This is a genomic window from Bacillus sp. CCB-MMP212 (genome assembly GCF_022748145.1).
Taxonomy (GTDB): domain Bacteria; phylum Bacillota; class Bacilli; order Bacillales; family Bacillaceae_G; genus Bacillus_A; species Bacillus_A cereus.
On record NZ_JALDQE010000002.1, the window covers coordinates 552,877 to 576,714 of the forward strand.

Consider the following 23,838-nt stretch of genomic DNA (forward strand, 5'->3'; position numbering starts at 1 on the left):
AGGCTACTAAGTTGTGATACGATTTAGTAGCCTTTATTGAGGTGAGTTGTGTGAATGTGAAGAAATTGTTACAATTATTCGTTGGATATTTACAAATTGAAAGAAATTATTCAAAATATACAATTGCAAGTTATCAAAATGATTTAGAACATTTTGTGCAATTTATGGAGCGAGAAGGCATATCCTCTTTTTTAGACGTTACATACGCGGATGTTCGTTTGTACTTAACGACGTTGCACGATGAAAAGTTAGCCCGTAAATCTGTCGCAAGAAAAGTATCAAGCTTACGAAGTTTATATCGTTTTTTGATGCGTGAAGGTTATCGAAAAGATAATCCGTTTGCACTTGCGTCACTCCCCAAAAAAGAATTGTCAATCCCAAAGTTTTTATATGCTGAAGAGTTAGAGGAATTATTTGAAGTTTCTGACATGGGAACACCATTAGGTCAAAGGAATCAAGCTTTATTAGAGTTGATGTATGCGACTGGAATCCGTGTGAGTGAATGTGTCAATTTACAACTTACCGATATTGACTTTGCGGTGGGAACAATTTTAGTAATGGGAAAAGGAAAAAAACAAAGGTATATTCCGTTCGGAAGCTATGCGCAAGATTCTTTAATTACTTATATAGAGAATGGGAGAAAACAGTTAGTTAATAAGACTGACGAAGACTTTCGTATGGTATTTTTAAATGCGAAAGGTACACCGCTAACAAGTCGTGGAGTACGTTATGTTTTAAATGAACTCATTAAAAAGGCGTCACTGACAATGCGGATAAGTCCCCATATGTTAAGGCATACATTTGCTACACACATGTTAGATGAAGGGGCGGATTTACGTACTGTACAGGAGCTATTAGGTCATGAGAATTTGTCGACTACACAAATTTATACGCATGTCTCTAAAGAAAGATTGCGTTCTGTTTACATGAAGCATCACCCGCGGGCATAAATTGCTTTAAAAGCTATAAAAACAAATAAAGGAGTTTTTTCTATGGGGAATTTCCACGCTACAACGATATTTGCAGTTCATCATAATGGAGAATGTGCAATGGCTGGAGATGGTCAGGTGACAATGGGAAATGCTGTTGTAATGAAACATACAGCTCGTAAAGTTCGCAGACTTTTCCAAGGTAAAGTTTTAGCTGGTTTTGCAGGTTCAGTTGCTGATGCATTTACTCTTTTTGAAATGTTTGAAGGGAAATTAGAAGAGTATAATGGCAACTTGCAGCGTGCTGCTGTTGAAATGGCAAAACAATGGCGTGGCGATAAAATGTTACGTCAACTAGAAGCGATGCTCATTGTCATGGATAAAACAACTATGCTTCTTGTTTCAGGTACAGGAGAAGTGATTGAACCGGATGATGGTATTTTAGCAATTGGATCTGGTGGAAATTATGCGCTTTCTGCAGGTCGTGCTTTAAAGCAATATGCAAGTGAACACTTAACAGCGAAACAAATTGCGAAAGCGAGTTTAGAGATTGCTGGTGATATTTGTGTTTATACGAATCACAACATAATTGTTGAAGAATTGTAGAATCGTAAGGGAGGCATTTTATATGCATTTACATTTTACTCCGCGCCAAATTGTGGAAAAATTAGATCAATATATCATCGGTCAAAAAGACGCAAAGAAAGCGGTTGCTGTAGCGTTGAGAAATCGATACCGTCGCAGTAAATTAGCTGAAAATTTACGTGATGAAATAGCACCTAAAAACATTTTGATGATTGGACCGACAGGTGTTGGGAAAACAGAGGTAGCACGACGAATGGCGAAACTCGTTGGAGCACCTTTTATTAAGGTTGAGGCTACAAAATTCACAGAAGTTGGATATGTGGGTAGAGATGTAGAGTCGATGGTACGTGACCTTGTGGAAACATCGGTTCGTATCGTAAAAGAAGAAATGGTAGTGAAAGTTCAAGATAAAGCAGAAGAGCAAGCGAATCAACGTCTTGTTGAAATTTTAGTACCGAGTCCAGAGAAGCAATCTGGATTTAAAAATCCATTAGAGATGCTTTTTGGGGGCGCTCAAAATTCGAGTCAAACGTCTGATACACAAGAAGATGGTGAAATCGAAAAGAAACGTCAAGATGTGGAGAGAAAGCTTGCTGCAGGGCTTCTTGAAGAAGAGATTGTATCGATTGAAGTGACTGAGCAACAGTCGTCAATGTTTGATATGTTACAAGGAACTGGCATGGAGCAAATGGGAATGAATTTCCAAGATGCGTTAGGGAGTTTTATGCCGAAAAAAACAAAAAAACGTAAACTTTCTGTAAAAGAAGCAAGAAAACTCTTGACAAATGAAGAGGCACAGCGCTTAATTGATATGGATGAAGTTACACAAGAGGCTGTTTATCGTGCTGAACAGCTCGGGATTATTTTTATCGATGAAATTGACAAAATTGCTGGTAAGCAGTCGAATAGCGTAGATGTATCACGTGAAGGTGTGCAACGTGACATTTTGCCAATTGTAGAAGGGGCGAATGTTGCGACAAAATACGGATCAGTAAAAACGGATTATATTTTATTCGTTGCAGCTGGAGCGTTCCATATGTCTAAACCGTCGGATTTAATTCCGGAATTGCAAGGGAGATTTCCGATTCGAGTAGAATTAACAAAATTATCGACAGACGATTTTGTTAAAATATTAATCGAGCCTGACAATGCGTTAATTAAACAATATATGGCATTATTAGCGACTGAAGGTATAGAAATTGAATTTTCAGACGAAGCTATTCGTAAGATTGCTGAGATTGCTTATCAAGTTAATCAGGATACAGATAATATTGGAGCAAGAAGACTTCATACGATTATGGAGAAGCTCCTTGAAGATTTATCGTTTGAAGCATCTGAAATTACGTTAGAGAAAATAACGATAACCCCTCAATACGTTGAGGAGAAATTAGCAACAATTGCTAAAAATAAAGATGTGAGCCAGTTTATTTTGTAATAGTGTCATCAGGTGACTCGCCCTAGTTTCCAAGTGATGAAAAAATATGTGAGTAACATGTAGGAGGAACTTTTGAAATGGAATTATTAGCAAAAACAAGAAAATTAAATGCGTTATTACAGAGCGCAGCAGGGAAGCCTGTAAACTTTAGAGAAATGTCTGACACAATGTGTGAAGTAATCGAAGCAAACGTATTCGTAGTTAGTCGTCGTGGTAAATTACTAGGTTATGCAATTCACCAACAAATCGAAAACGAACGCATGAAGCAAATGCTTGCAGAACGTCAATTCCCAGAAGAATATACACAAAGCTTATTCAACATTACAGAAACATCTTCAAACTTAGATGTGAACAGTGCTTACACAGCATTCCCGGTAGAAAACAGAGAATTATTTGGTCAAGGTTTAACTACAATCGTACCGATCGTTGGTGGTGGTGAGCGTCTAGGTACATTAGTATTAGCTCGTCTTGGTCAAGAGTTCTTAGATGACGATTTAATCCTTGCTGAGTACAGCTCAACTGTTGTAGGCATGGAAATCTTACGTGAAAAAGCAGAAGAAATCGAAGAGGAAGCACGTAGTAAAGCTGTTGTTCAAATGGCGATCAGCTCATTATCTTACAGTGAGTTAGAAGCAATTGAGCATATCTTCGAAGAATTAAATGGAACAGAAGGTTTACTTGTTGCAAGTAAAATTGCTGATCGTGTAGGAATTACTCGTTCTGTAATCGTAAATGCACTACGTAAATTAGAAAGTGCTGGTGTAATTGAGTCTCGCTCTTTAGGTATGAAAGGAACATACATTAAAGTACTAAACGACAAGTTTCTACAGGAACTTGCTAAATTAAAAACAAACTAATTTATAAAAAACTCTCCTCGATCGAGGAGAGTTTTTTTGTGCAATGGATTGATGGCGCTTGTGAAAAGTGCTATAAGCGTGTTTTCTGGGAAAACTATTAATTGTGTTTTACTTTTTTGCTTAAAAGAAATGAAGGTTGGTAATACTAGAATTCGAGTATGAACAAAGAAAGTTTTACATTGTTCGCATTTTCGACTTGATTGTAATATTTCAGTATGATATAGTAAGCAGTGGTGTCAGTACAAAGTACACACGTTTACTGATTTAAGTGTTGGTGCTACGTTTGTAGTTTCGCTTAGAGATGAAGTAAACGGAGGATATCAAAAACCATTTAGGAGGAACTATATTATGTCAGTAATTTCTATGAAGCAATTGCTTGAAGCTGGTGTTCATTTCGGACATCAAACTCGTCGTTGGAACCCAAAAATGAAGCGTTACATTTTCACAGAGCGTAACGGTATCTACATCATCGACTTACAAAAAACTGTGAAAAAAGTTGAGGAAGCTTACAGAACGATGCGCGACATCGCTGCTGAAGGTGGAGACATCTTATTCGTAGGTACTAAAAAACAAGCACAAGAAGCTATTAAAGAAGAAGCAACTCGTGCTGGTATGTACTTCGTTAACCAACGTTGGTTAGGCGGAACTTTAACAAACTTCCAAACAATCCAAAAGCGTATCAAGCGTCTTAAAGACATCGAAAGAATGCAAGAAGATGGTACTTTCGAAGTACTTCCTAAGAAAGAAGTTGTTCAACTTAAAAAAGAGTTAGAGCGTCTTGAGAAATTCTTAGGCGGTATTAAAGATATGAAAGGTCTTCCAAGTGCATTATTCGTAGTAGACCCTCGTAAAGAGCGTATTGCAGTTGCTGAAGCACGCAAATTACACATTCCAATCATCGGTATCGTTGATACAAACTGTGATCCAGACGAAATCGATCACGTTATCCCAGCAAACGATGATGCAATTCGTGCTGTAAAACTTCTTACATCTAAAATGGCAGACGCGATCCTTGAAGCAAAACAAGGTGAAGAAACTGTTACTGCGTAACAAAGTTGGAAAGGTGATAAGGGGTTCGGCCTTTTATCACCTTTTTTAAGGTATAAACACCTTTATAAAAGGTATAAATACATATTTTAGGAGGATGAAAAATATGGCAATCACTGCTCAAATGGTAAAAGAATTACGTGAAAAAACTGGCGCAGGTATGATGGACTGCAAAAAAGCTTTAACAGAAACTAACGGCGACATGGAGAAGGCAATTGACTTCTTACGCGAAAAAGGTATTGCGAAAGCTGCTAAAAAAGCAGACCGCATTGCTGCTGAAGGTTTAACTTTCATCGAAACAAACGGTAACGACGCTTTAATCTTAGAATTAAACTCTGAAACTGATTTCGTTGCGAAAAACGAAGGTTTCCAAGCACTAATTAAAGAATTAGCTGCTCACTTATTAACTAACAAACCAGCTAACGTTGAAGAAGCTATGGCTCAAACAATGGAAAACGGTAAAAACGTTGAAGAGCACATCAACGAAGCAATCGCTAAAATTGGTGAAAAACTTACACTTCGTCGTTTCGAAATCGTATCAAAAACTGATGCAGATGCATTCGGCGCTTACCTACACATGGGTGGACGCATTGGTGTATTAACAGTTCTTGAAGGTTCTACTGATGAAGCTGCTGCTAAAGATGTTGCAATGCACATCGCTGCAGTTAACCCTAAATACATCGACCGCGATGCTGTAACAGCTGAAGAAGTTGAGCATGAGCGTCAAGTATTAACACAACAAGCATTAAACGAAGGCAAGCCTGAAAAAATCGTTGCAAAAATGGTTGAAGGCCGTCTAGGCAAATTCTTCGAAGAGATTTGCTTACTTGACCAAGCATTCGTTAAAAACCCTGATATGAAAGTTCGTCAGTTCGTTGAGTCTAAAGGCGGAACATTAAAAGGATTCGTTCGCTACGCTGTTGGTGAAGGTATCGAAAAACGCGAAGACAACTTTGCTGAAGAAGTAATGAACCAAGTAAAAGGTAGTAACTAATACAGATTAGGGAACACATTGTGTTCCCTTTTTTAAAATAAAGATGTAAGCAATTGGAGGTTCATTATGAGTAAACCGAAATATAATCGTGTCGTTTTAAAGCTAAGTGGAGAAGCTTTAGCTGGAGAGCAAGGATTTGGAATTAATCCAACTGTTATTAAGTCAGTTGCAGAACAAGTAAAAGAAATTGCAGAACTTGATGTAGAGGTTGCTGTTGTTGTTGGTGGCGGTAACATTTGGCGTGGGAAAATTGGAAGTGAAATGGGCATGGATCGTGCAGGAGCAGATTACATGGGCATGTTAGCTACAGTTATGAATTCATTAGCTCTTCAAGATAGCTTGGAGAATATTGGAATCCAAACTCGTGTACAAACTTCAATTGAGATGCGTCAAGTGGCAGAGCCTTACATTCGCCGTAAAGCAGTTCGTCACTTAGAGAAAAAACGTGTTGTTATCTTTGCAGCAGGTACAGGTAATCCATACTTCTCTACAGATACAACAGCAGCATTACGTGCAGCGGAAATCGAAGCAGACGTTATTTTAATGGCAAAAAATAATGTGGATGGCGTATATAGCGCAGATCCATCTATTGACCCAACAGCTACGAAATACGAAACGCTTACTTACTTAGATGTATTAAAAGAAGGTTTAGGTGTAATGGATTCTACAGCTTCTTCTCTATGTATGGATAATGATATTCCATTAATTGTATTCTCAGTTATGGAAAAAGGTAATATTAAACGTGCCGTTTTAGGCGAAAATATTGGAACAGTTGTAAGGGGGAAATAAATATGGGACAACAAGTATTGAAGTCTTCAAATGAAAAAATGGAAAAAGCAGTTGCTGCTTATTCTCGTGAATTAGCAACAGTTCGCGCTGGTCGTGCAAGCTCGTCTGTATTAGATAAGGTACAAGTTGATTACTATGGTGCACCAACACCAGTTGTGCAATTAGCGAACATTACAGTTCCAGAAGCACGTTTACTTGTAATTCAACCTTATGATAAAACTTCTATCGGTGATATCGAAAAAGCAATTTTAAAAGCAGATTTAGGCTTAAACCCTTCTAATGATGGAACTGTAATTCGTATTGCATTCCCTGCATTAACAGAAGAGCGTCGTCGTGATCTTGTTAAAGTTGTGAAAAAATATGCTGAAGAAGCAAAAGTAGCTGTTCGTAACGTACGTCGTGACGGAAATGATGATCTTAAGAAGCTTGAAAAAGCTGGCGAGATTACAGAAGATGATTTAAGAGGATATACTGAAGATATCCAAAAAGAAACAGATAAATATATTGCAAAAGTTGACGAAATCGCAAAAAACAAAGAAAAAGAAATCATGGAAGTGTAATAGCGATAACTTCGCAAATATGACCCTCTTCTTAAGGGGGTCTTTTTACACTTTTAGGCATACGTCTGCTTGTTGGAGGGTATGAATGATGTTTAAAAACTTTCCTTTTTTTAAAGGTAAAAAGGACACATCGTTTGATCATCTCGTTGAAGAAGTGAAAAAAGGATATATCCCAGAACATATTGCCATCATTATGGATGGGAATGGAAGATGGGCAAAGAGGAGAGCAATGCCTCGTATTGCGGGACATCATGAAGGTATGCAAGTTGTAAAGAAAATTACAAAATTTGCAAGTAAACTTAATGTGAAAGTGTTAACTCTTTATGCTTTTTCAACTGAGAACTGGAAAAGACCGAAAAAGGAAGTTGATTATTTAATGAAGCTTCCAGAAGAATTTCTAGGTACATTTTTACCAGAATTGATTGAAGAAAACGTACAAGTCCGAGTAATAGGGCAAAAAGATCGTCTTCCTACGCATACACGCAGAGCGATGGAGAAAGCCATGGAAGATACGAAAGAGAATACGGGATTAATTCTTAATTTCGCGTTAAACTATGGAAGTCGAGATGAAATCGTTTCTGCTGTGCAACATATGATGAAAGATAATGAGGAAGGAAAAATTCGTTCTGAAGAGGTAAGTGAAGAAATGCTTTCCTCCTACTTAATGACGAGTTCTTTACCCGATCCAGAGTTGTTAATCCGAACAAGCGGAGAGCTACGTATTAGTAATTTCATGTTATGGCAAATTGCATATTCGGAGTTTTGGTTTACAGATGTGTATTGGCCAGACTTCAAAGAAGAACATTTGCTAAATGCGATTACTGACTTTCAACATAGAGGGCGCAGATTCGGAGGCGTGTAGAAAGAGAGGGTTTGGTAGTGAAACAGAGAATTATTACTGGAGTGGTTGCTGCCGCGCTATTCATTCCCATCGTAATATACGGTGGCGTGCCTTTTACGGTTTTAGTGTATGCACTTGCTTCTATAGGTTTATATGAATTAATTCGTATGAATAAGCTTACGCTTATTTCAGTACCGACAGTTTTAGCTGCAGTATTATTGTGGATTCTTTTAATTCCAAGTAGTGCATCAGAACTGTTTACATGGATTGGATTAGGTAAATTGGAAATCACATTTGTGATTGTTTTATTACTTTTATCATATACAGTCCTTTCTAAGAATACATTTACTTTTGATAATGCTTCATTTTTACTAATGGCAACGACATATGTGGCAATGGGATTCTTATATTTAAATGAAACGAGAATATTAGGAATTAAATATGTGTTTTGTGCATTATTTGTTATATGGGCTACTGATTCAGGCGCATATTTCGTAGGAAAAGCATTGGGCAAGAGAAAATTGTGGCCAGAAATTAGTCCAAATAAAACGATTGAAGGTTCATTAGGCGGCATCGTTTGTGGAATTATTGTGGCACTTGTTTACAACGTGTTCTTCCCAGTCGAATCGAATGTAGTAATTTTAATTGTGCTGACAATTATCATTTCTATTTTTGGACAAATTGGTGATTTAGTACAATCTGCTTTTAAACGTCATTATGGCGTAAAGGATTCAGGTACAATTTTACCTGGGCATGGTGGTATATTAGATCGAACAGATAGTTGGTTATTCGTTTTACCAATTCTCTACTTCTTATTACAATACAATTAATAAATGAACGAGGGGTTGGAGTCATGAAAAACATTAGTTTATTAGGTGCAAGCGGATCAATTGGTACACAAACTTTAGATGTATTACGCTCGCACCCAGACCAATTCCGTCTCGTTGCTTTTTCTGTAGGGAAAAATATTGACTACGCAGTAAAGGTAATTCAAGAATTTTCTCCGCAAATCGTCTCTGTGCAAAGAGAGGAAGATGTTTTAAAATTACAAACTGTTTCTGGTAATACAAAAATTGTATATGGTAGTGAAGGACTTTTAGAAGTAGCATTACATCCAGATGCGGAGATTGTAGTAAATGCTGTTGTAGGTAGCGTAGGGTTGTTACCGACACTTCGTGCGATTGAGGCGAAAAAAACAATTGGAATTGCAAATAAAGAAACGTTAGTAACTGCAGGACATCTTGTAATGGAAGCAGCGCGAAAACATAATGTTTCGTTACTTCCAGTAGATAGTGAACATTCGGCTATTTTTCAATGCTTGAATGGTGAAAATGAAAAAAGAATTTCTCGTCTTATTATAACGGCTTCTGGTGGAAGTTTCCGTGATAAAACGAGAGATGAATTGCATCATGTGACCGTAGAAGATGCGCTTCGACATCCAAACTGGTCAATGGGTTCGAAAATTACAATTGATTCTGCTACAATGATGAATAAGGGACTAGAAGTAATTGAAGCACATTGGCTTTTTGGTATCCCTTATGAGCAAATCGATGTTGTTTTACATAAAGAAAGTATTATCCATTCTATGGTTGAATTTGAAGATCGTAGTGTAATGGCGCAGCTTGGTTCACCTGATATGCGAGTACCAATTCAATACGCACTTACATATCCTGATAGATTGCCTCTTTCAGACACAAAACAGTTAAACTTATGGGAAATAGGGACGTTGCATTTTGAGAAAATGGACCAAGAACGATTCCGTTGTTTACGTTTTGCGTATGAAGCTGGAAAAGCAGGTGGAAGTATGCCAGCTGTAATGAACGCAGCGAATGAAGTAGCTGTTGAAGCTTTTTTACAAAAGAGAATTGGTTTCTTAACAGTGGAAGACCTCATTGAAAAAGCAATGAACCATCACAATGTCATTGCACGTCCGAGCTTAGAGGAAATTCTGGAAATTGATGCAGCCACAAGACGGTTTGTGATGGAACAAATTTAGCAAAGGTGGTTATGGAATTGAATACAGCGATTGCCTTTATATTAATTTTCGGTGCACTCGTATTTTTCCATGAGCTAGGGCATCTATACTTCGCGAAAAGAGCAGGCATTTTATGCCGCGAGTTTGCGATTGGTTTTGGTCCGAAAATATTCTCATTTGAAAAGAATGAAACGGTGTATACGATTCGATTACTGCCTCTGGGTGGCTATGTAAGAATGGCTGGCGAGGATGCAGACACAGTTGAGTTAAAGCCAGGGAAAAAGGTTGGCCTTGTGCTAAATGAAAAAGACGAAGCTGTGAAATTAGTTTTTGATGGATATGAAAAATATCCAAATGTTCGTGTTATTGAAGTCGAACAAGCTGATTTAGAGCATAATCTAACGATTTCAGGCTATGAAGAGTATGAGGAAGAGCTTCAAACATTCCGAGTGAATGAAAAGGCTCGCATCATTACTGCTGGAGAAGAAATTCAAATTGCTCCATATAACAGGCAATTTGGCTCTAAAAAATTGGGTCAACGCGCTTTAACAATCTTTGCGGGTCCTGCAATGAACTTCATTTTAGCATTTGTTATTTTTGTGATTCTTGGATTTGTACAAGGGGTTCCTATTGACAAACCAATGGTCGGAAAAGTGATGGATAATAGTGCAGCACAGCAAGCTGGCCTGAAAGAGAATGATACAATTCAAGCGATTGATGGGAAAAACACAAGTACATGGAAAGATGTTGTTACTATTGTACGTGAAAACCCGAATAAAGAAATTACGTTACAAGTAAAGCGTGATAATGAACAGTTTAATGTGAAAGTAACGCCAACACTTGATAAAGAAGGAAAAGACGAAGTTGGTAGAATTGGTGTTTATTCTCCTGTAGAGAAAACAGTAATGGGTTCTATTAAATCAGGATTTGAACAAACGTACCAATGGACGAAACTAATTTTTGAATCTCTTGTGAAATTAGTAACTGGTCAATTTTCTATTAATGAGTTGTCAGGTCCAGTAGGAATTTATAATCTAACAGATCAAGTTGTAGATTATGGATTTACGCGTGTACTAAGTTTAGCGGCAGTTCTAAGCATTAATCTTGGTTTATTTAATTTATTACCAGTTCCTGCTTTAGATGGTGGCCGTTTATTCTTCTTCTTAATTGAAGCGTTACGAGGGAAACCAATTGACCGTCAAAAAGAAGGAATGGTTCATTTTATTGGTTTTGCATTATTAATGTTATTAATGTTAGTTGTAACATGGAATGACATTCGTAAGTTTTTCTTGTAAAATAGAATGAAACTAATAATGAAATAGAGCTCGTAGAATAAAATCCCTCACCTAATTCGAGGTGAGGGGTTTTACTGCGTGTAAGAGTAAAATGAAGAGGTGCAAATAAATGAAACAAAGTATGGTATTCAGTCCTACATTACGTGAAGTTCCAGCTGATGCTGAAATTAAGAGTCATCAATTATTACTTCGCGCAGGTTTTATGCGTCAAAATGCTTCTGGTATTTATAGTTTTCTACCATTTGGATTAAAAGTATTACACAAAGTAGAACGTATCGTTCGAGAAGAAATGGAGCGTGCAGGAGCTGTAGAATTATTAATGCCAGCTATGCAAGCTGCAGAATTATGGCAAGAATCAGGTCGTTGGTATTCATACGGATCTGAATTAATGCGTATGAAAGATCGTAACGCTCGTGAATTCGCATTAGGAGCGACACATGAGGAAGTAATTACGGATCTTGTGCGTGATGAAGTGAAATCATATAAAAAATTACCGTTAACATTATACCAAATTCAAACAAAATTCCGTGATGAGCAAAGACCTCGTTTCGGTTTATTACGTGGAAGAGAGTTTCTAATGAAAGATGCATACTCTTTCCATGCTACACAAGAGAGCTTAGATGAAGTATACGATCGCTTATATAAAGCATACTCTAACATTTTTGCTCGTTGTGGCTTGAATTTCCGTGCAGTTATTGCTGATTCTGGAGCAATGGGCGGAAAAGATACACATGAATTTATGGTATTATCTGATGTTGGTGAAGATACAATTGCATACTCTGACACATCTGATTATGCAGCAAACATCGAAATGGCTCCTGTTGTAGATACGTATACGAAGAGTGACGAAGCAGAAAAAGCTCTTGAAAAAGTAGCAACACCAGACCAAAAAGCAATTGAAGAAGTATCTGCATTCTTAAACATTGCAGCTGACAAGTGCATTAAGTCTATGGTATTTAAAGTAGATGAGAAATTAGTAGTTGTACTTGTTCGTGGTGATCACGAAGTAAACGATGTGAAAGTGAAAAATGTATACGGCGCTTCAGTTGTTGAGCTTGCTTCTCATGAAGAAGTAAAAGAATTATTAAATTGTGAAATTGGTTCATTAGGGCCGATTGGTGTAACAGGTGATATTGAAATTATTGCTGATCACGCTGTAGCATCAATTGTTAACGGATGTTCAGGAGCGAACGAAGAAGGATTCCATTATGTAAATGTAAATCCAGAACGTGACTTTAAAGTAAGTCAATATACAGATTTACGCTTCATTCAAGAAGGAGACCAATCTCCAGATGGAAACGGAACAATTCTTTTCGCACGCGGAATTGAAGTTGGTCATGTATTCAAATTAGGAACTCGTTATAGTGAAGCAATGAACGCGACATTCCTAGATGAAAACGGAAAAACACAACCACTTATTATGGGTTGTTACGGTATCGGTGTATCTCGTACAGTGGCAGCAATTGCAGAGCAGTTTAACGATGAGAACGGCTTAGTTTGGCCAAAAGCTGTAGCACCATTCCATGTGCATGTAATTCCAGTAAATATGAAATCTGATGCACAACGTGAAATGGGTGAAAATATCTACAACTCATTACAAGAACAAGGCTATGAAGTGTTATTAGACGATCGTGCAGAGCGTGCAGGTGTTAAGTTTGCAGATGCAGATTTATTCGGTCTTCCAGTTCGCGTTACAGTTGGTAAAAAAGCAGACGAAGGTATTGTAGAAGTGAAAGTACGTGCTACAGGTGAGTCTGAAGAAGTAAAAGTAGAAGAACTTCAAACATATATTGCAAATATTTTAAAATAAGAAGAGGTACCTCGTAATGGGGTACCTTCTCTTTCTTTGTAAACGTATTTTGTAAAAGAAGAAGGAAGAAATCTTTCTTTGTAGTACGTTTCAATTTATAATAGCAAATGGAAGGAGAGTGCTTATGTCTTTAACAAATGAACAACAAGAGCGATTTCAAATTTTGCTCCAGCAGTTGCAAATACCAGACGACCTTATAAATCAATATTTACAAGGCGGTGGTATTGAAAGGCTCGTTATTGATAAAGCGAATAAAAGTTGGCATTTTGATTTACAAGTGCCACGTATTTTGCCTACAGAATTATATGAATTGCTAGAAACAAAGCTTAAGCAATCATTTTCTCATATTGCAAGAACAACATTTGCATTAGAAACAGAGAATAAACAATTTACAGAAGAAGAAGTAAGGGCGTATTGGCCACTTTGTACGGAACGAATTACATTTTCACCCATGTTCGCGTACTTAAAGAAGCAACTTCCGCAGGTGAATGGAGTGAAGTTGTTAATAAATGTAAATAATGAGCTGGAGTCTACTGCTTTAAAGAAAAACGTTGCGAAACCAGTGGGGGATCAATACGAAGCTTTTGGATTCCCGCGTTTCCAGTTAGACACACATATACAGCAAAATGCAGAAGAAATGCAAAAGTTTCGTGAGCAAACGCAGCAAGAAGACCGCGAGCGTGTTATACAAGCTATGGAAGAAATGGCGAAGAAGCAAGCTGAAGAAAGCAGCGTTGTGCATGAAGGACCGATTACACTCGGGTATCTTATTAAGCCGGATGAAGAGATTACACCGATGCGAGAAATTCAAGATGAAGAAAGAAGAAAAACGGTTCAAGGATATGTCTTCCATGTAGAAACAAAAGAGCTTCGTAGTGGACGTACGTTATTAACTTTAAAAATAACGGATTATACGGATTCTATTATGATTAAAATGTTCTCGCGTGACAAAGAAGATATTCCAATGCTGCAATCCTTGAAAAAAGGAATGTGGGTGAAAGCGCGTGGTTCTGTTCAAAACGATACATTCGTTCGAGATTTAGTAATGATTGCAAATGATATTAATGAAATAACAGGGCCGTCTCGTAAAGATAAAGCGCCAGAAGGCGAAAAGCGTGTAGAACTTCATCTTCACACTCCGATGAGCCAAATGGATGCTGTTACTCCTGTTTCTAGGCTTGTTGCCCAAGCTGGTAAATGGGGACATGAAGCTATTGCGGTTACAGACCATGCTGTGGCTCAGTCGTTCCCGGAGGCATATTCTGCGGGGAAAAAAGCTGGAGTTAAAGTTATATACGGTGTAGAAGCGAATTTAGTTAATGATGGTGTACCGATAGCGTATAACGAGGCGCATCGTTTACTTGCAGAGGAAACGTATGTTGTTTTCGACGTTGAGACGACAGGTTTATCAGCTGTATACGACACAGTCATTGAGTTGGCTGCCGTAAAAGTAAAGGGTGGCGAAATCATTGATCGCTTTGAATCTTTCGCAAATCCACATCAACCATTATCAGCGACGATTATTGAATTAACAGGTATTACAGATGATATGTTAACTGATGCACCAGAAGTGGACGAAGTGTTTAAAAAGTTTGAGGAATGGATGGGTGACCAGACACTTGTTGCCCATAATGCAAGCTTTGATATGGGCTTTATTAACGTAGGTTTTAAAAAGGCTGGGTTAGAAAAAACGAATAACCCCGTTATTGATACGTTAGAACTTGCACGATTCTTATTCCCAGAAATGAAAAATCATCGATTAAATACGATGTGTAAAAAACTTGATATTGAATTAACGCAACATCACCGTGCGATTTATGATACAGAAGCGACGGGATATTTACTTGTGAAAATGTTGAAAGATGTAATTGAAAAGGGATTTGAATATCACGATCAATTAAATGATAGCATGGGACAAGGGGATGCGTATAAGCGTGGCCGTCCAAGTCATATGACGTTACTTGCCACATCAGATGTTGGGTTGAAAAATTTATATAAACTTGTTTCATATTCTCACCTTAATTACTTTTACCGTGTACCACGAGTACCGAGGTCACTATTAAAAAAATACCGTGAAGGAATTTTAGTAGGAACGGCTTGTGATAAAGGTGAAGTATTTGAGGCAATGATGCAAAAAGCTCCTGAAGAGGTAGAAGAAATTGCACAGTTCTATGATTACATTGAAGTAATGCCTCCAGAGGTGTTGCGTCATTTAGTAGAGCGAGAACTCGTTCGAGATGAAGGACAATTAAAAACAATTATCTCTAACTTAGTAAAACTAGGTGAGACGTTAGATAAACCAGTTGTCGCTACAGGGAACGTGCATTACTTAGATCCAGAAGATGCAATGTATCGTAAAATTTTAGTTAGTTCACAGGGCGGGGCAAATCCGTTAAATCGACATTCATTACCGCCAGTACATTTCCGTACAACTGATGAAATGCTAGAGTGTTTTTCATTTTTAGGTGAGGACAAAGCGAAAGAAGTTGTTGTAACGAATACACAAAAAGTTGCGTCATTAATTGGTGATGTTCGTCCGGTAAAAGATGATCTATATACACCGAAAATTGAGGGTGCCGATGATGAAACACGTGATATGAGTTATAAAATGGCACGCAGTATATATGGTGAAGAACTACCAGAAATTGTAGAGGCTCGCTTAGAAAAAGAATTGAAAAGTATTATTGGACATGGATTTGCCGTTATTTATTTAATCTCACATAAGCTTGTGAAAAAATCGTTAGTCGACGGATATCTAGTAGGTTCGCGTGGTTCAGTAGGTTCATCGTTCGTTGCAACGATGATGGAAATTACAGAAGTAAACCCATTACCACCACATTATGTCTGTCCAAAATGCAAGCAATCTGAATTCTTTAATGATGGTTCGGTAGGCTCTGGTTTCGACTTACCAGATAAAGATTGTCCGACATGTAATGTGGCATATGTAAAAGATGGACATGATATCCCATTCGAAACGTTCCTTGGATTCAAAGGAGATAAGGTACCCGATATCGATTTGAACTTCTCCGGGGAATACCAACCACGTGCCCATAACTATACGAAAGTACTGTTCGGTGAAGATTATGTATACCGTGCTGGAACGATTGGTACAGTTGCGGAAAAAACAGCTTATGGATATGTAAAAGGTTATGCAAATGATCACAATTTAACAATTCGGAATGCAGAGATTGACCGCTTAGTAGCGGGATGTACAGGGGTAAAACGTACAACTGGACAGCATCCAGGTGGTATAATCGTTGTGCCAGATTACATGGATATCTTTGATTTCTCCCCAATACAGTTTCCTGCTGATTCAATTGGTGCTGAGTGGAGAACAACGCATTTTGACTTCCACTCGATTCATGATAATTTATTGAAACTTGATATACTAGGACACGATGATCCGACCGTTATTCGTATGTTACAAGATTTAAGTGGTATTGATCCGAAAACAATCCCAACGGATGATCCAGAGGTAATGAAAATTTTCTCTGGTCCAGAAACGTTAGGGGTAACGGAAGAACAAATTAACTGTAAAACAGGTACACTTGGTATCCCAGAATTCGGTACGAAATTCGTAAGACAGATGTTAGAAGAGACAAAACCAACGACATTCTCAGAATTGGTCCAAATTTCTGGACTGTCACATGGTACTGACGTATGGCTGGGTAATGCAAATGAGTTAATTTATAACGGTACATGTACGCTGAGTGAAGTTATCGGTTGTCGTGATGACATCATGGTATATTTAATCTATCAAGGTTTAGATCCATCATTAGCCTTCAAAATCATGGAGTCGGTTCGTAAAGGTAAAGGTGTACCGGAAGAATGGGAAGATGACATGAAAGGTAATAATGTACCAGGTTGGTATATTGATTCATGTAAGAAGATTAAATATATGTTCCCTAAAGCCCATGCGGCTGCTTACGTACTTATGGCTGTGCGTATCGCATACTTTAAAGTACATTTTGCACTTTTATTCTATGCGGCATATTTTACAGTCCGTGCAGATGATTTTGATGTAGAGGCGATGGCGAAAGGTTCAGCATCCATACGTGTGAAAATTGATGAAATAGCTCAAAAAGGATTGGATGCAGCGCCGAAAGAGAAAAGTTTATTAACGGTACTAGAAATGACGCTTGAAATGTGCGAGCGTGGATACTCATTCCAAAAGGTTGATTTATACCGTTCGCATGCAACGGAATTTATTATTGATGGGGACTCATTAATCCCTCCGTTTAATGCAGTGCCTGGTCTTGGTACGAACGCAGCCTTAAGTATTGTGGAAGCGCGCAAAAATGGAGACTTCTTATCAAAAGAAGACTTACAGCAACGAAGTAAGGTTTCGAAAACAATTATTGAGTATTTAGATAGCCAAGGTTGTTTAGGAGATTTGCCGGATCAAAACCAATTATCACTGTTCTAATAGGTAGGAAAAGTCTTTGCAAATCAATATTTGCTATGGTATACTATAAACCGAGATAACCATGTCATGTATATTTTGTGAAAAAGAGAGTGGGGAAACCCACTCTTTCGTGTTACTATCTACATTTTATTCATGTAGATAGTAAAGACATTTCTGTCGTATATACATATTTTGTTACAAGTTTTACTTCTTAAATTTGGTAATACTAAGACAGATATTCCCTGCTTAACGGCAGGGGCTTTTGTTAGCTAACGAGAAAGAATAAGATAGACCGTCTTTATGAACGGGATCTTTTCTTGTAAATGGTACATGGCGGCAGGAAGGAGGCTGTTTATGGATAAGAAAGTCACAGAAGTTGTAGAAGCATTTGCGCAGCCAATCGTTGAAGAGTTAAATCTTGAACTTGTAGATGTAGAGTATGTGAAAGAAGGACAAGACTGGTTCTTACGCGTATTCATCGATTCTGAAAAGGGAGTCGACATTGAAGAATGCGGTGCGGTAAGTGAACGTTTAAGCGAAGCTTTAGATAAAGAGGATCCAATTCCTCACCTTTACTTTTTGGATGTATCATCTCCTGGAGCAGAACGCCCATTAAAGAAAGAGAAAGACTTCCAGCAAGCGGTAGGAAAACAAGTGGCAATTAAAACATATGAGCCGATTGATGGCGAAAAGATGTTTGAAGGAAAGTTACTTTCCTACGACGGTACTACAATTACACTACTATTAACAATTAAAACACGTAAAAAAGAAATCCAAATTCCAATGGATAAAGTTGCAAATGCGCGACTTGCTGTTACGTTTTAGTAAGAAGGGGGATCTTCATGAGCACTGAGTTGTTAGATGCTTTGCTCGTATTAGAGTCAGAAAAAGGTATTAGTAAAGATATTATTATTGATGCGATTGAAGCAGCGTTAATCTCTGCTTATAAACGCAATTTTAACCAAGCACAAAACGTTCGTGTGAGCTTTAACCCAGAAGTGGGAACAATTCAAGTTTTAGCACGTAAGGACGTTGTTGATAATGTGTTTGATCCACGTCTTGAAATCTCTGTAGAAGAGGCAAGACAAATTAATCCAAACTACCAAGATGGCGACGTACTAGAAATTGAAGTAACGCCAAAAGATTTTGGTCGTATTGCAGCGCAAACTGCAAAACAAGTTGTAACACAACGAGTTCGTGAAGCAGAACGTGGTGTTATTTACTCAGAATTTAGTGATCGTGAAGAAGACATTATGGTTGGTATTGTACAACGCCAAGATGCTCGTTTCATCTACGTAAGCTTAGGTAAAGTAGAAGCTTTATTACCTGTAAGTGAGCAAATGCCAAATGAGCAATATAAGCCACATGATCGTATTCGCGTATTTATTACAAAAGTAGAAAAGACAACAAAAGGACCACAAATTTACGTATCACGTACACATCCTGGTCTTTTAAAACGTTTATTCGAAATGGAAGTTCCAGAAATTTATGATGGAACTGTAGAAATTCGCTCTGTAGCGCGCGAAGCAGGAGATCGTTCTAAAATCTCTGTGCATGCAGAAAACATTGATGTTGATCCAGTTGGTTCTTGCGTAGGACCGAAAGGACAACGTGTACAACGTGTTGTAGATGAACTAAAAGGTGAAAAGATTGACATCGTTCGCTGGTCAAATGATCCAGTTGAATATGTTGCAAATGCTTTAAGCCCATCACAAGTTGTTAAAGTACTTGTAGATGAAGATGAAAAAGCAACAACTGTTGTTGTTCCAGACCACCAGCTATCATTAGCTATCGGTAAGCGTGGACAAAATGCGCGTCTTGCAGCTAAATTAACAGGCTGGAAAATTGATATTAAAAGTGAGTCTGATGCGAAACAACTTGGAATTGTAACAGAAGAAGATAGCGTAATCGCATTCGGATTCGATTCAGTTGAAGACGAAATCGAATAGAGGTGATGAGTATGAGCAATCGAAAAGTTCCGTTACGAAAATGTATCGCGACGCAAGAGATGAAATCAAAACGAGAGCTCGTTCGCATTGTTCGTTCCAAAGAGGGCGAAGTGTCTATTGATTTATCTGGAAAAAAATCAGGACGAGGTGCATATTTGTCAAAAGATAAAGAATGCATTATGCAAGCCCAAAAGAAAAACATTTTGGAACATCATCTAAAAGCGAAAATCGACAGTTCTCTGTACGAAGAGCTTCTTGAGCTTGTTGAGAAGGAGTCGAAATAAGTGTCCGATTGGAAATCGTTTTTAGGACTAGCAAATCGCGCTCGAAAAATCATTTCGGGTGAAGAACTCGTTTTAAAAGAAGTACGAAGTGGTAAAGCAAAGCTCGTATTGCTTTCTGAAGATGCGTCAGCGAACACTACTAAACGTATCACTGATAAAACGACGTACTACAACGTACCAATGAAAAAAGTCGAAAATCGACAACAATTAGGGCATGCGATTGGGAGAGACGAGCGAGTCGTTGTAGCTGTGTTAGATGAAGGCTTTGCGAAAAAGCTACGTAGCATGCTCGATACAAATTACCGGGGGTGAAGGTATGAGTAAAATTCGAGTACATGAATATGCAAAAAAAAATAATATCTCAAGTAAAGATCTTATGACAAAACTTAAAGAGATGAATATCGAGGTTTCGAATCATATGACAATGTTAGAAGATGAAGTAGTAAATAAATTAGATAATGAATATAACACTGGAGCGGAAAAACCTTCTGTTGCAGATGAGTTTGAAGTAGAAGAGAAAGTTGTTCGCAGTAAAAAGAACAGCAATAAGAAAAAGAAAAAAGGCAAAGGAAATGAAGACAAACGTCAAGATAACTTTGCTGGAAGACAACAAACGCAAATAGTAGAAACACCAGATAAAATTACTTTCTCTGGAAGCCTTACAGTAGGTGAACTTGCTAAAAAGTTAAGTGAAGAGCCATCTGAAATTATTAAAAAGCTCTTCATGCTTGGAATTATGGCAACAATTAACCAAGACTTGGATAAAGATACAATTGAGTTAATTGCTACTGATTACGGTATTGAAGTAGAAGAAGAAGTAGTTGTAAGTGAAACTGAGTTTGAAACATTCATTGATGAGCAAGATGATGAAGAAAACTTAAAAGAGCGTCCAGCTGTTGTTACGATTATGGGACACGTTGACCATGGTAAAACAACATTACTTGACTCAATTCGTAATTCAAAAGTAACTGCTGGCGAAGCGGGTGGAATTACTCAGCATATTGGTGCATACCAAGTTGAAGTAAATGATAAGAAAATTACATTCTTAGATACGCCTGGTCACGCGGCATTTACAACGATGCGTGCTCGTGGTGCGCAAGTAACTGATATTACAATCCTTGTTGTTGCAGCTGATGACGGTGTTATGCCTCAAACAGTTGAAGCGATTAGCCATGCAAAAGCAGCTGGAGTACCAATTATTGTTGCTGTGAATAAAATGGATAAACCAGCGGCGAATCCTGATCGTGTAATGCAAGAATTAACAGAATATGAATTAGTTCCAGAAGCTTGGGGCGGAGATACAATTTTCGTACCAATTTCTGCAATCCAAGGCGAGGGAATTGACAACTTGCTAGAGATGATTCTTCTTGTAAGTGAAGTAGAAGAATATAAAGCAAACCCAAATCGTTATGCAACGGGTACTGTAATTGAAGCACAGCTTGATAAAGGTAAAGGAACTATCGCGACATTATTAGTTCAAAACGGTACACTTCGAGTTGGAGATCCAATCGTTGTTGGAACTTCATTCGGACGTGTTCGTGCAATGGTAAGTGATATTGGTCGTCGTGTAAAAGTTGCTGGTCCATCAACTCCTGTTGAAATTACAGGTTTAAATGAAGTACCACAGGCTGGAGATCGTTTCATGGCATTCGCTGATGAGAAGAAAGCTCGTCAAATCGGTGAATCACGTGCACAAGAAGCGTTAGTTGCACAACGTGGTGAGAAATCTAAATTAAGCCTTGAAGATTTATTCCAACAAATCCAAGAGAGCGATGTAAAAGAAATCAACTTAATCGTAAAAGCAGACGTACAAGGTTCTGTTGAAGCGATGGCAGCGTCACTTCGTAAAATTGATGTTGAAGGCGTAAAAGTTAAAATCATTCACACTGGTGTAGGTGCGATTACAGAATCTGATATCATTTTAGCTTCTGCATCTAATGCAATTGTAATTGGATTTAACGTACGTCCGGATGTGAACGCGAAGCGTACAGCTGAATTAGAGAACGTTGATGTTCGCTTACACCGCATTATCTACAAAGTAATCGAAGAAATTGAATTAGCAATGCAAGGTATGCTGGATCCAGAATTCGAAGAAAAAGTAATCGGTCAAGCGGAAGTTCGTCAAACATTCAAGGTAACAAAAGTTGGAACAATCGCAGGTTGTTACGTAATTGACGGTAAAATTACACGCGATAGTGGCGTTCGTATTATCCGCGATGGTATCGTAATTTTCGAAGGACAACTTGATACGTTAAAACGTTTCAAAGACGACGTAAAAGAAGTTGCACAAAACTATGAGTGTGGTATTACAATTGAGAGATATAATGACCTTAAAGAAGGGGACATCATTGAAGCATACGTTATGGAAGAAGTGAAGCGATGATTGTCGCTTCACTCTCATTCGAGTGTATGATTTACGATGTGCATTCTTTAAAAGAGAAACGGGCAATTTTGCAACGAGTGCTAACTCGTGTGAAACAGCGCTATAATGTAGCTGTTTCTGAAGTTGGGCATCAAGATGTATGGCAACGTACAGAAATTGCGATTGTTTCCGTATCCTCAAATCGTGTTATCTGTGAAAAAGAAATGAATCGTGTACTGGAGTACATCGATTCATTTCCTGAAATTGAACGTACGATAACACAATTGGAATGGTATTGAATGAGGTGAAGAGTTATGAAATTACGTGCAAACCGTGTAGGCGAGCAAATGAAAAAAGAATTAGGCGACATCATTAGTCGTAAAATTAAAGACCCACGTATCGGATTTGTTACAGTAACAGATGTACAAGTGAGTGGTGATTTGCAAATTGCCAAAGTATATATTTCTGTTTTAGGTGACGAAGAACAGAAAGAAAATACGTTAAAAGGTTTAGCGAAGGCAAAAGGCTTTATTCGTTCAGAAATTGGCCAACGTATTCGTCTTCGTAAAACACCGGAAATTACCTTTGAGTTTGATGAGTCTATCGGATATGGTCATCGAATTGATACACTTTTACATGAAATTAATAAAGACGGTAAACGTGAAGAATAATGGATAGACATTTGTCTATCCATTTTTTCAATGCAAAATAAGTTTTGGATATTTACTACGAAAGAATTATGATGAGGTGAACATATATGGAAGGTGTAGTATTATTACATAAGCCAAAAGGCATGACATCACATGATTGTGTATTTAAATTAAGAAAGATATTGCGAGAAAAGAGAATTGGTCATACGGGAACATTAGACCCAGATGTAACGGGAGTATTACCACTTTGTGTGGGGAGAGCAACGAAGATTGCACAATTTTTAACAAGTGAAACGAAAACATATGAAGGTGAAGTAACATTAGGGTTTTCAACAACAACAGAAGATGCTTCTGGTGAAGTTGTGGAGAAACAAGATGTAAACCGTGTTATTACACGTAAAGAAGTAGAAGAGGTACTAGCGGAATTAACAGGCACGATTGAACAAATGCCACCAATGTTCTCAGCTGTAAAAGTAAACGGGAAAAAATTATATGAATATGCAAGAGCAGGACAAGAGGTGGAACGTCCAGTTCGTACAATTACGATTCATGAATTCGTATTACTTGATGACCGTGAAGTTTTTGAAGGAGAAAATATTTCATTCCGTTTCCGTGTAACGTGTAGTAAAGGAACATATGTAAGAACGTTAGCGGTAATGATCGGGGAGAAACTTGGTTTCCCATCACATATGTCTCACCTTGTAAGAACGGCATCTGGTGAATTTTTATTAGAAGATTGCATATCATTTGAAGAAATTGAAGAAAACGTGCAAAATGGAACAGTAGAGTCTATCCTCATTTCAATTGATGAAGCATTAAGTAAGTTTCCAAAAATGGTTGTAGATGAAAAGCAAGCAGAGAAAATCAAGAATGGTATGTTCTTAAAGAATGAATTAGAAATAACAGCACCATTTATTACAGTGTTTAATAAAAATGATCGTTGCTTAGCAATTTATGAACATCATCCGAAACATCCTGGCATGTTAAAGCCGATGAAAGTACTTGTGAATAATCAAGAACTAAAGCTATAATGAATTATTGGAAGGATTATTACAGAAAAAGGTGAATTCA

General features: G+C 37.8%; 22 protein-coding genes. All 22 read left to right on the forward strand.

Annotated features, from left to right (window positions below; all coding sequences use genetic code 11):
* Window positions 1-50: 50 nt before the first annotated feature.
* The 22 genes from xerC to truB all read left to right on the forward strand — a co-directional run bounded on the left by xerC (window position 51) and on the right by truB (window position 23,798).
* Entirely contained in the window at window positions 51-950 is a 900-nt protein-coding gene (gene xerC, locus MRP26_RS07715) for a tyrosine recombinase XerC (RefSeq protein ID WP_242806078.1), read from the forward strand.
* A 42-nt stretch (window positions 951-992) separates the two neighbouring features.
* The gene (gene hslV / locus MRP26_RS07720) at window positions 993-1,535 is read left to right on the forward strand and encodes an ATP-dependent protease proteolytic subunit HslV (protein ID WP_000526274.1); all 543 of its coding nucleotides are present in this window, start codon (window positions 993-995) and stop codon (window positions 1,533-1,535) included.
* Window positions 1,536-1,557: 22 nt separating this feature from the next.
* Window positions 1,558-2,949 (forward strand): ATP-dependent protease ATPase subunit HslU, encoded by a 1,392-nt coding sequence (hslU, locus tag MRP26_RS07725; RefSeq protein ID WP_242806080.1) that lies wholly within the window; start codon window positions 1,558-1,560, stop codon window positions 2,947-2,949.
* Window positions 2,950-3,026: 77 nt separating this feature from the next.
* Window positions 3,027-3,806, forward strand: coding sequence for a GTP-sensing pleiotropic transcriptional regulator CodY (codY, locus tag MRP26_RS07730; protein ID WP_000421290.1), 780 nt, complete (start codon window positions 3,027-3,029; stop codon window positions 3,804-3,806).
* Between the two features lie 348 nt (window positions 3,807-4,154).
* Window positions 4,155-4,856 (forward strand): 30S ribosomal protein S2, encoded by a 702-nt coding sequence (gene rpsB, locus MRP26_RS07735; protein ID WP_000111485.1) that lies wholly within the window; start codon window positions 4,155-4,157, stop codon window positions 4,854-4,856.
* Window positions 4,857-4,959: 103 nt separating this feature from the next.
* Window positions 4,960-5,847: a translation elongation factor Ts gene (tsf, locus tag MRP26_RS07740; RefSeq protein WP_001018577.1), complete on the forward strand. Its 888-nt coding sequence runs from the start codon at window positions 4,960-4,962 to the stop codon at window positions 5,845-5,847.
* A gap of 66 nt (window positions 5,848-5,913) precedes the next feature.
* Window positions 5,914-6,636 (forward strand): UMP kinase, encoded by a 723-nt coding sequence (gene pyrH, locus MRP26_RS07745; protein WP_000042669.1) that lies wholly within the window; start codon window positions 5,914-5,916, stop codon window positions 6,634-6,636.
* 2 nt (window positions 6,637-6,638) lie between these two features.
* Window positions 6,639-7,196, forward strand: a complete 558-nt coding sequence (gene frr, locus MRP26_RS07750; protein WP_000531505.1) for a ribosome recycling factor — start codon at window positions 6,639-6,641, stop codon at window positions 7,194-7,196.
* An 85-nt stretch (window positions 7,197-7,281) separates the two neighbouring features.
* A complete protein-coding gene (gene uppS, locus MRP26_RS07755; protein ID WP_000971296.1) occupies window positions 7,282-8,058 on the forward strand; it encodes an isoprenyl transferase in 777 nt (258 codons plus the stop codon).
* Between the two features lie 17 nt (window positions 8,059-8,075).
* Window positions 8,076-8,867: a phosphatidate cytidylyltransferase gene (gene cdsA / locus MRP26_RS07760; protein WP_000813592.1), complete on the forward strand. Its 792-nt coding sequence runs from the start codon at window positions 8,076-8,078 to the stop codon at window positions 8,865-8,867.
* 23 nt (window positions 8,868-8,890) lie between these two features.
* A complete protein-coding gene (gene dxr, locus MRP26_RS07765; protein WP_000790379.1) occupies window positions 8,891-10,033 on the forward strand; it encodes a 1-deoxy-D-xylulose-5-phosphate reductoisomerase in 1,143 nt (380 codons plus the stop codon).
* A 17-nt stretch (window positions 10,034-10,050) separates the two neighbouring features.
* A complete protein-coding gene (gene rseP / locus MRP26_RS07770) occupies window positions 10,051-11,307 on the forward strand; it encodes an RIP metalloprotease RseP (RefSeq protein WP_001090233.1) in 1,257 nt (418 codons plus the stop codon).
* 109 nt (window positions 11,308-11,416) lie between these two features.
* The gene (locus tag MRP26_RS07775; protein WP_016080534.1) at window positions 11,417-13,117 is read left to right on the forward strand and encodes a proline--tRNA ligase; all 1,701 of its coding nucleotides are present in this window, start codon (window positions 11,417-11,419) and stop codon (window positions 13,115-13,117) included.
* A gap of 124 nt (window positions 13,118-13,241) precedes the next feature.
* Window positions 13,242-17,543: a PolC-type DNA polymerase III gene (locus tag MRP26_RS07780; protein ID WP_242806087.1), complete on the forward strand. Its 4,302-nt coding sequence runs from the start codon at window positions 13,242-13,244 to the stop codon at window positions 17,541-17,543.
* Between the two features lie 333 nt (window positions 17,544-17,876).
* Entirely contained in the window at window positions 17,877-18,347 is a 471-nt protein-coding gene (gene rimP / locus MRP26_RS07785) for a ribosome maturation factor RimP (protein ID WP_000359095.1), read from the forward strand.
* A gap of 17 nt (window positions 18,348-18,364) precedes the next feature.
* Complete coding sequence (nusA, locus tag MRP26_RS07790) at window positions 18,365-19,471, forward strand: transcription termination factor NusA (protein ID WP_000102598.1); 1,107 nt, start codon at window positions 18,365-18,367, stop codon at window positions 19,469-19,471.
* Between the two features lie 11 nt (window positions 19,472-19,482).
* Complete coding sequence (gene rnpM / locus MRP26_RS07795; RefSeq protein ID WP_000071125.1) at window positions 19,483-19,755, forward strand: RNase P modulator RnpM; 273 nt, start codon at window positions 19,483-19,485, stop codon at window positions 19,753-19,755.
* A complete protein-coding gene (locus tag MRP26_RS07800) occupies window positions 19,756-20,067 on the forward strand; it encodes a YlxQ family RNA-binding protein (protein WP_001286522.1) in 312 nt (103 codons plus the stop codon).
* 4 nt (window positions 20,068-20,071) lie between these two features.
* Window positions 20,072-22,138 (forward strand): translation initiation factor IF-2, encoded by a 2,067-nt coding sequence (gene infB, locus MRP26_RS07805; RefSeq protein WP_242806089.1) that lies wholly within the window; start codon window positions 20,072-20,074, stop codon window positions 22,136-22,138.
* Window positions 22,135-22,416, forward strand: a complete 282-nt coding sequence (locus MRP26_RS07810; protein WP_000634349.1) for a DUF503 domain-containing protein — start codon at window positions 22,135-22,137, stop codon at window positions 22,414-22,416. The genes infB and MRP26_RS07810 overlap by 4 nt, the downstream gene beginning before the upstream one ends.
* Before the next feature lie 15 nt (window positions 22,417-22,431).
* The gene (gene rbfA, locus MRP26_RS07815) at window positions 22,432-22,788 is read left to right on the forward strand and encodes a 30S ribosome-binding factor RbfA (protein WP_000776437.1); all 357 of its coding nucleotides are present in this window, start codon (window positions 22,432-22,434) and stop codon (window positions 22,786-22,788) included.
* Between the two features lie 86 nt (window positions 22,789-22,874).
* Entirely contained in the window at window positions 22,875-23,798 is a 924-nt protein-coding gene (gene truB / locus MRP26_RS07820) for a tRNA pseudouridine(55) synthase TruB (protein WP_242806090.1), read from the forward strand.
* Window positions 23,799-23,838 lie beyond the last annotated feature (40 nt).

Bases quoted from the DNA above. Each gene is read 5' to 3' on its own strand.
- tsf (WP_001018577.1), top strand. From the start codon at position 4,960: ATGGCAATCACTGCTCAAATGGTAAAAGAATTACGTGAAAAAACTGGC.
- pyrH (WP_000042669.1), top strand. From the start codon at position 5,914: ATGAGTAAACCGAAATATAATCGTGTCGTTTTAAAGCTAAGTGGAGAA.
- hslU (WP_242806080.1), top strand. From the start codon at position 1,558: ATGCATTTACATTTTACTCCGCGCCAAATTGTGGAAAAATTAGATCAA.
- nusA (WP_000102598.1), top strand. From the start codon at position 18,365: ATGAGCACTGAGTTGTTAGATGCTTTGCTCGTATTAGAGTCAGAAAAA.
- rpsB (WP_000111485.1), top strand. From the start codon at position 4,155: ATGTCAGTAATTTCTATGAAGCAATTGCTTGAAGCTGGTGTTCATTTC.
- rbfA (WP_000776437.1), top strand. From the start codon at position 22,432: ATGAAATTACGTGCAAACCGTGTAGGCGAGCAAATGAAAAAAGAATTA.
- MRP26_RS07810 (WP_000634349.1), top strand. From the start codon at position 22,135: ATGATTGTCGCTTCACTCTCATTCGAGTGTATGATTTACGATGTGCAT.
- codY (WP_000421290.1), top strand. From the start codon at position 3,027: ATGGAATTATTAGCAAAAACAAGAAAATTAAATGCGTTATTACAGAGC.
- rnpM (WP_000071125.1), top strand. From the start codon at position 19,483: ATGAGCAATCGAAAAGTTCCGTTACGAAAATGTATCGCGACGCAAGAG.
- dxr (WP_000790379.1), top strand. From the start codon at position 8,891: ATGAAAAACATTAGTTTATTAGGTGCAAGCGGATCAATTGGTACACAA.
- truB (WP_242806090.1), top strand. From the start codon at position 22,875: ATGGAAGGTGTAGTATTATTACATAAGCCAAAAGGCATGACATCACAT.
- rimP (WP_000359095.1), top strand. From the start codon at position 17,877: ATGGATAAGAAAGTCACAGAAGTTGTAGAAGCATTTGCGCAGCCAATC.
- hslV (WP_000526274.1), top strand. From the start codon at position 993: ATGGGGAATTTCCACGCTACAACGATATTTGCAGTTCATCATAATGGA.
- MRP26_RS07780 (WP_242806087.1), top strand. From the start codon at position 13,242: ATGTCTTTAACAAATGAACAACAAGAGCGATTTCAAATTTTGCTCCAG.
- uppS (WP_000971296.1), top strand. From the start codon at position 7,282: ATGATGTTTAAAAACTTTCCTTTTTTTAAAGGTAAAAAGGACACATCG.
- infB (WP_242806089.1), top strand. From the start codon at position 20,072: ATGAGTAAAATTCGAGTACATGAATATGCAAAAAAAAATAATATCTCA.
- frr (WP_000531505.1), top strand. From the start codon at position 6,639: ATGGGACAACAAGTATTGAAGTCTTCAAATGAAAAAATGGAAAAAGCA.
- MRP26_RS07775 (WP_016080534.1), top strand. From the start codon at position 11,417: ATGAAACAAAGTATGGTATTCAGTCCTACATTACGTGAAGTTCCAGCT.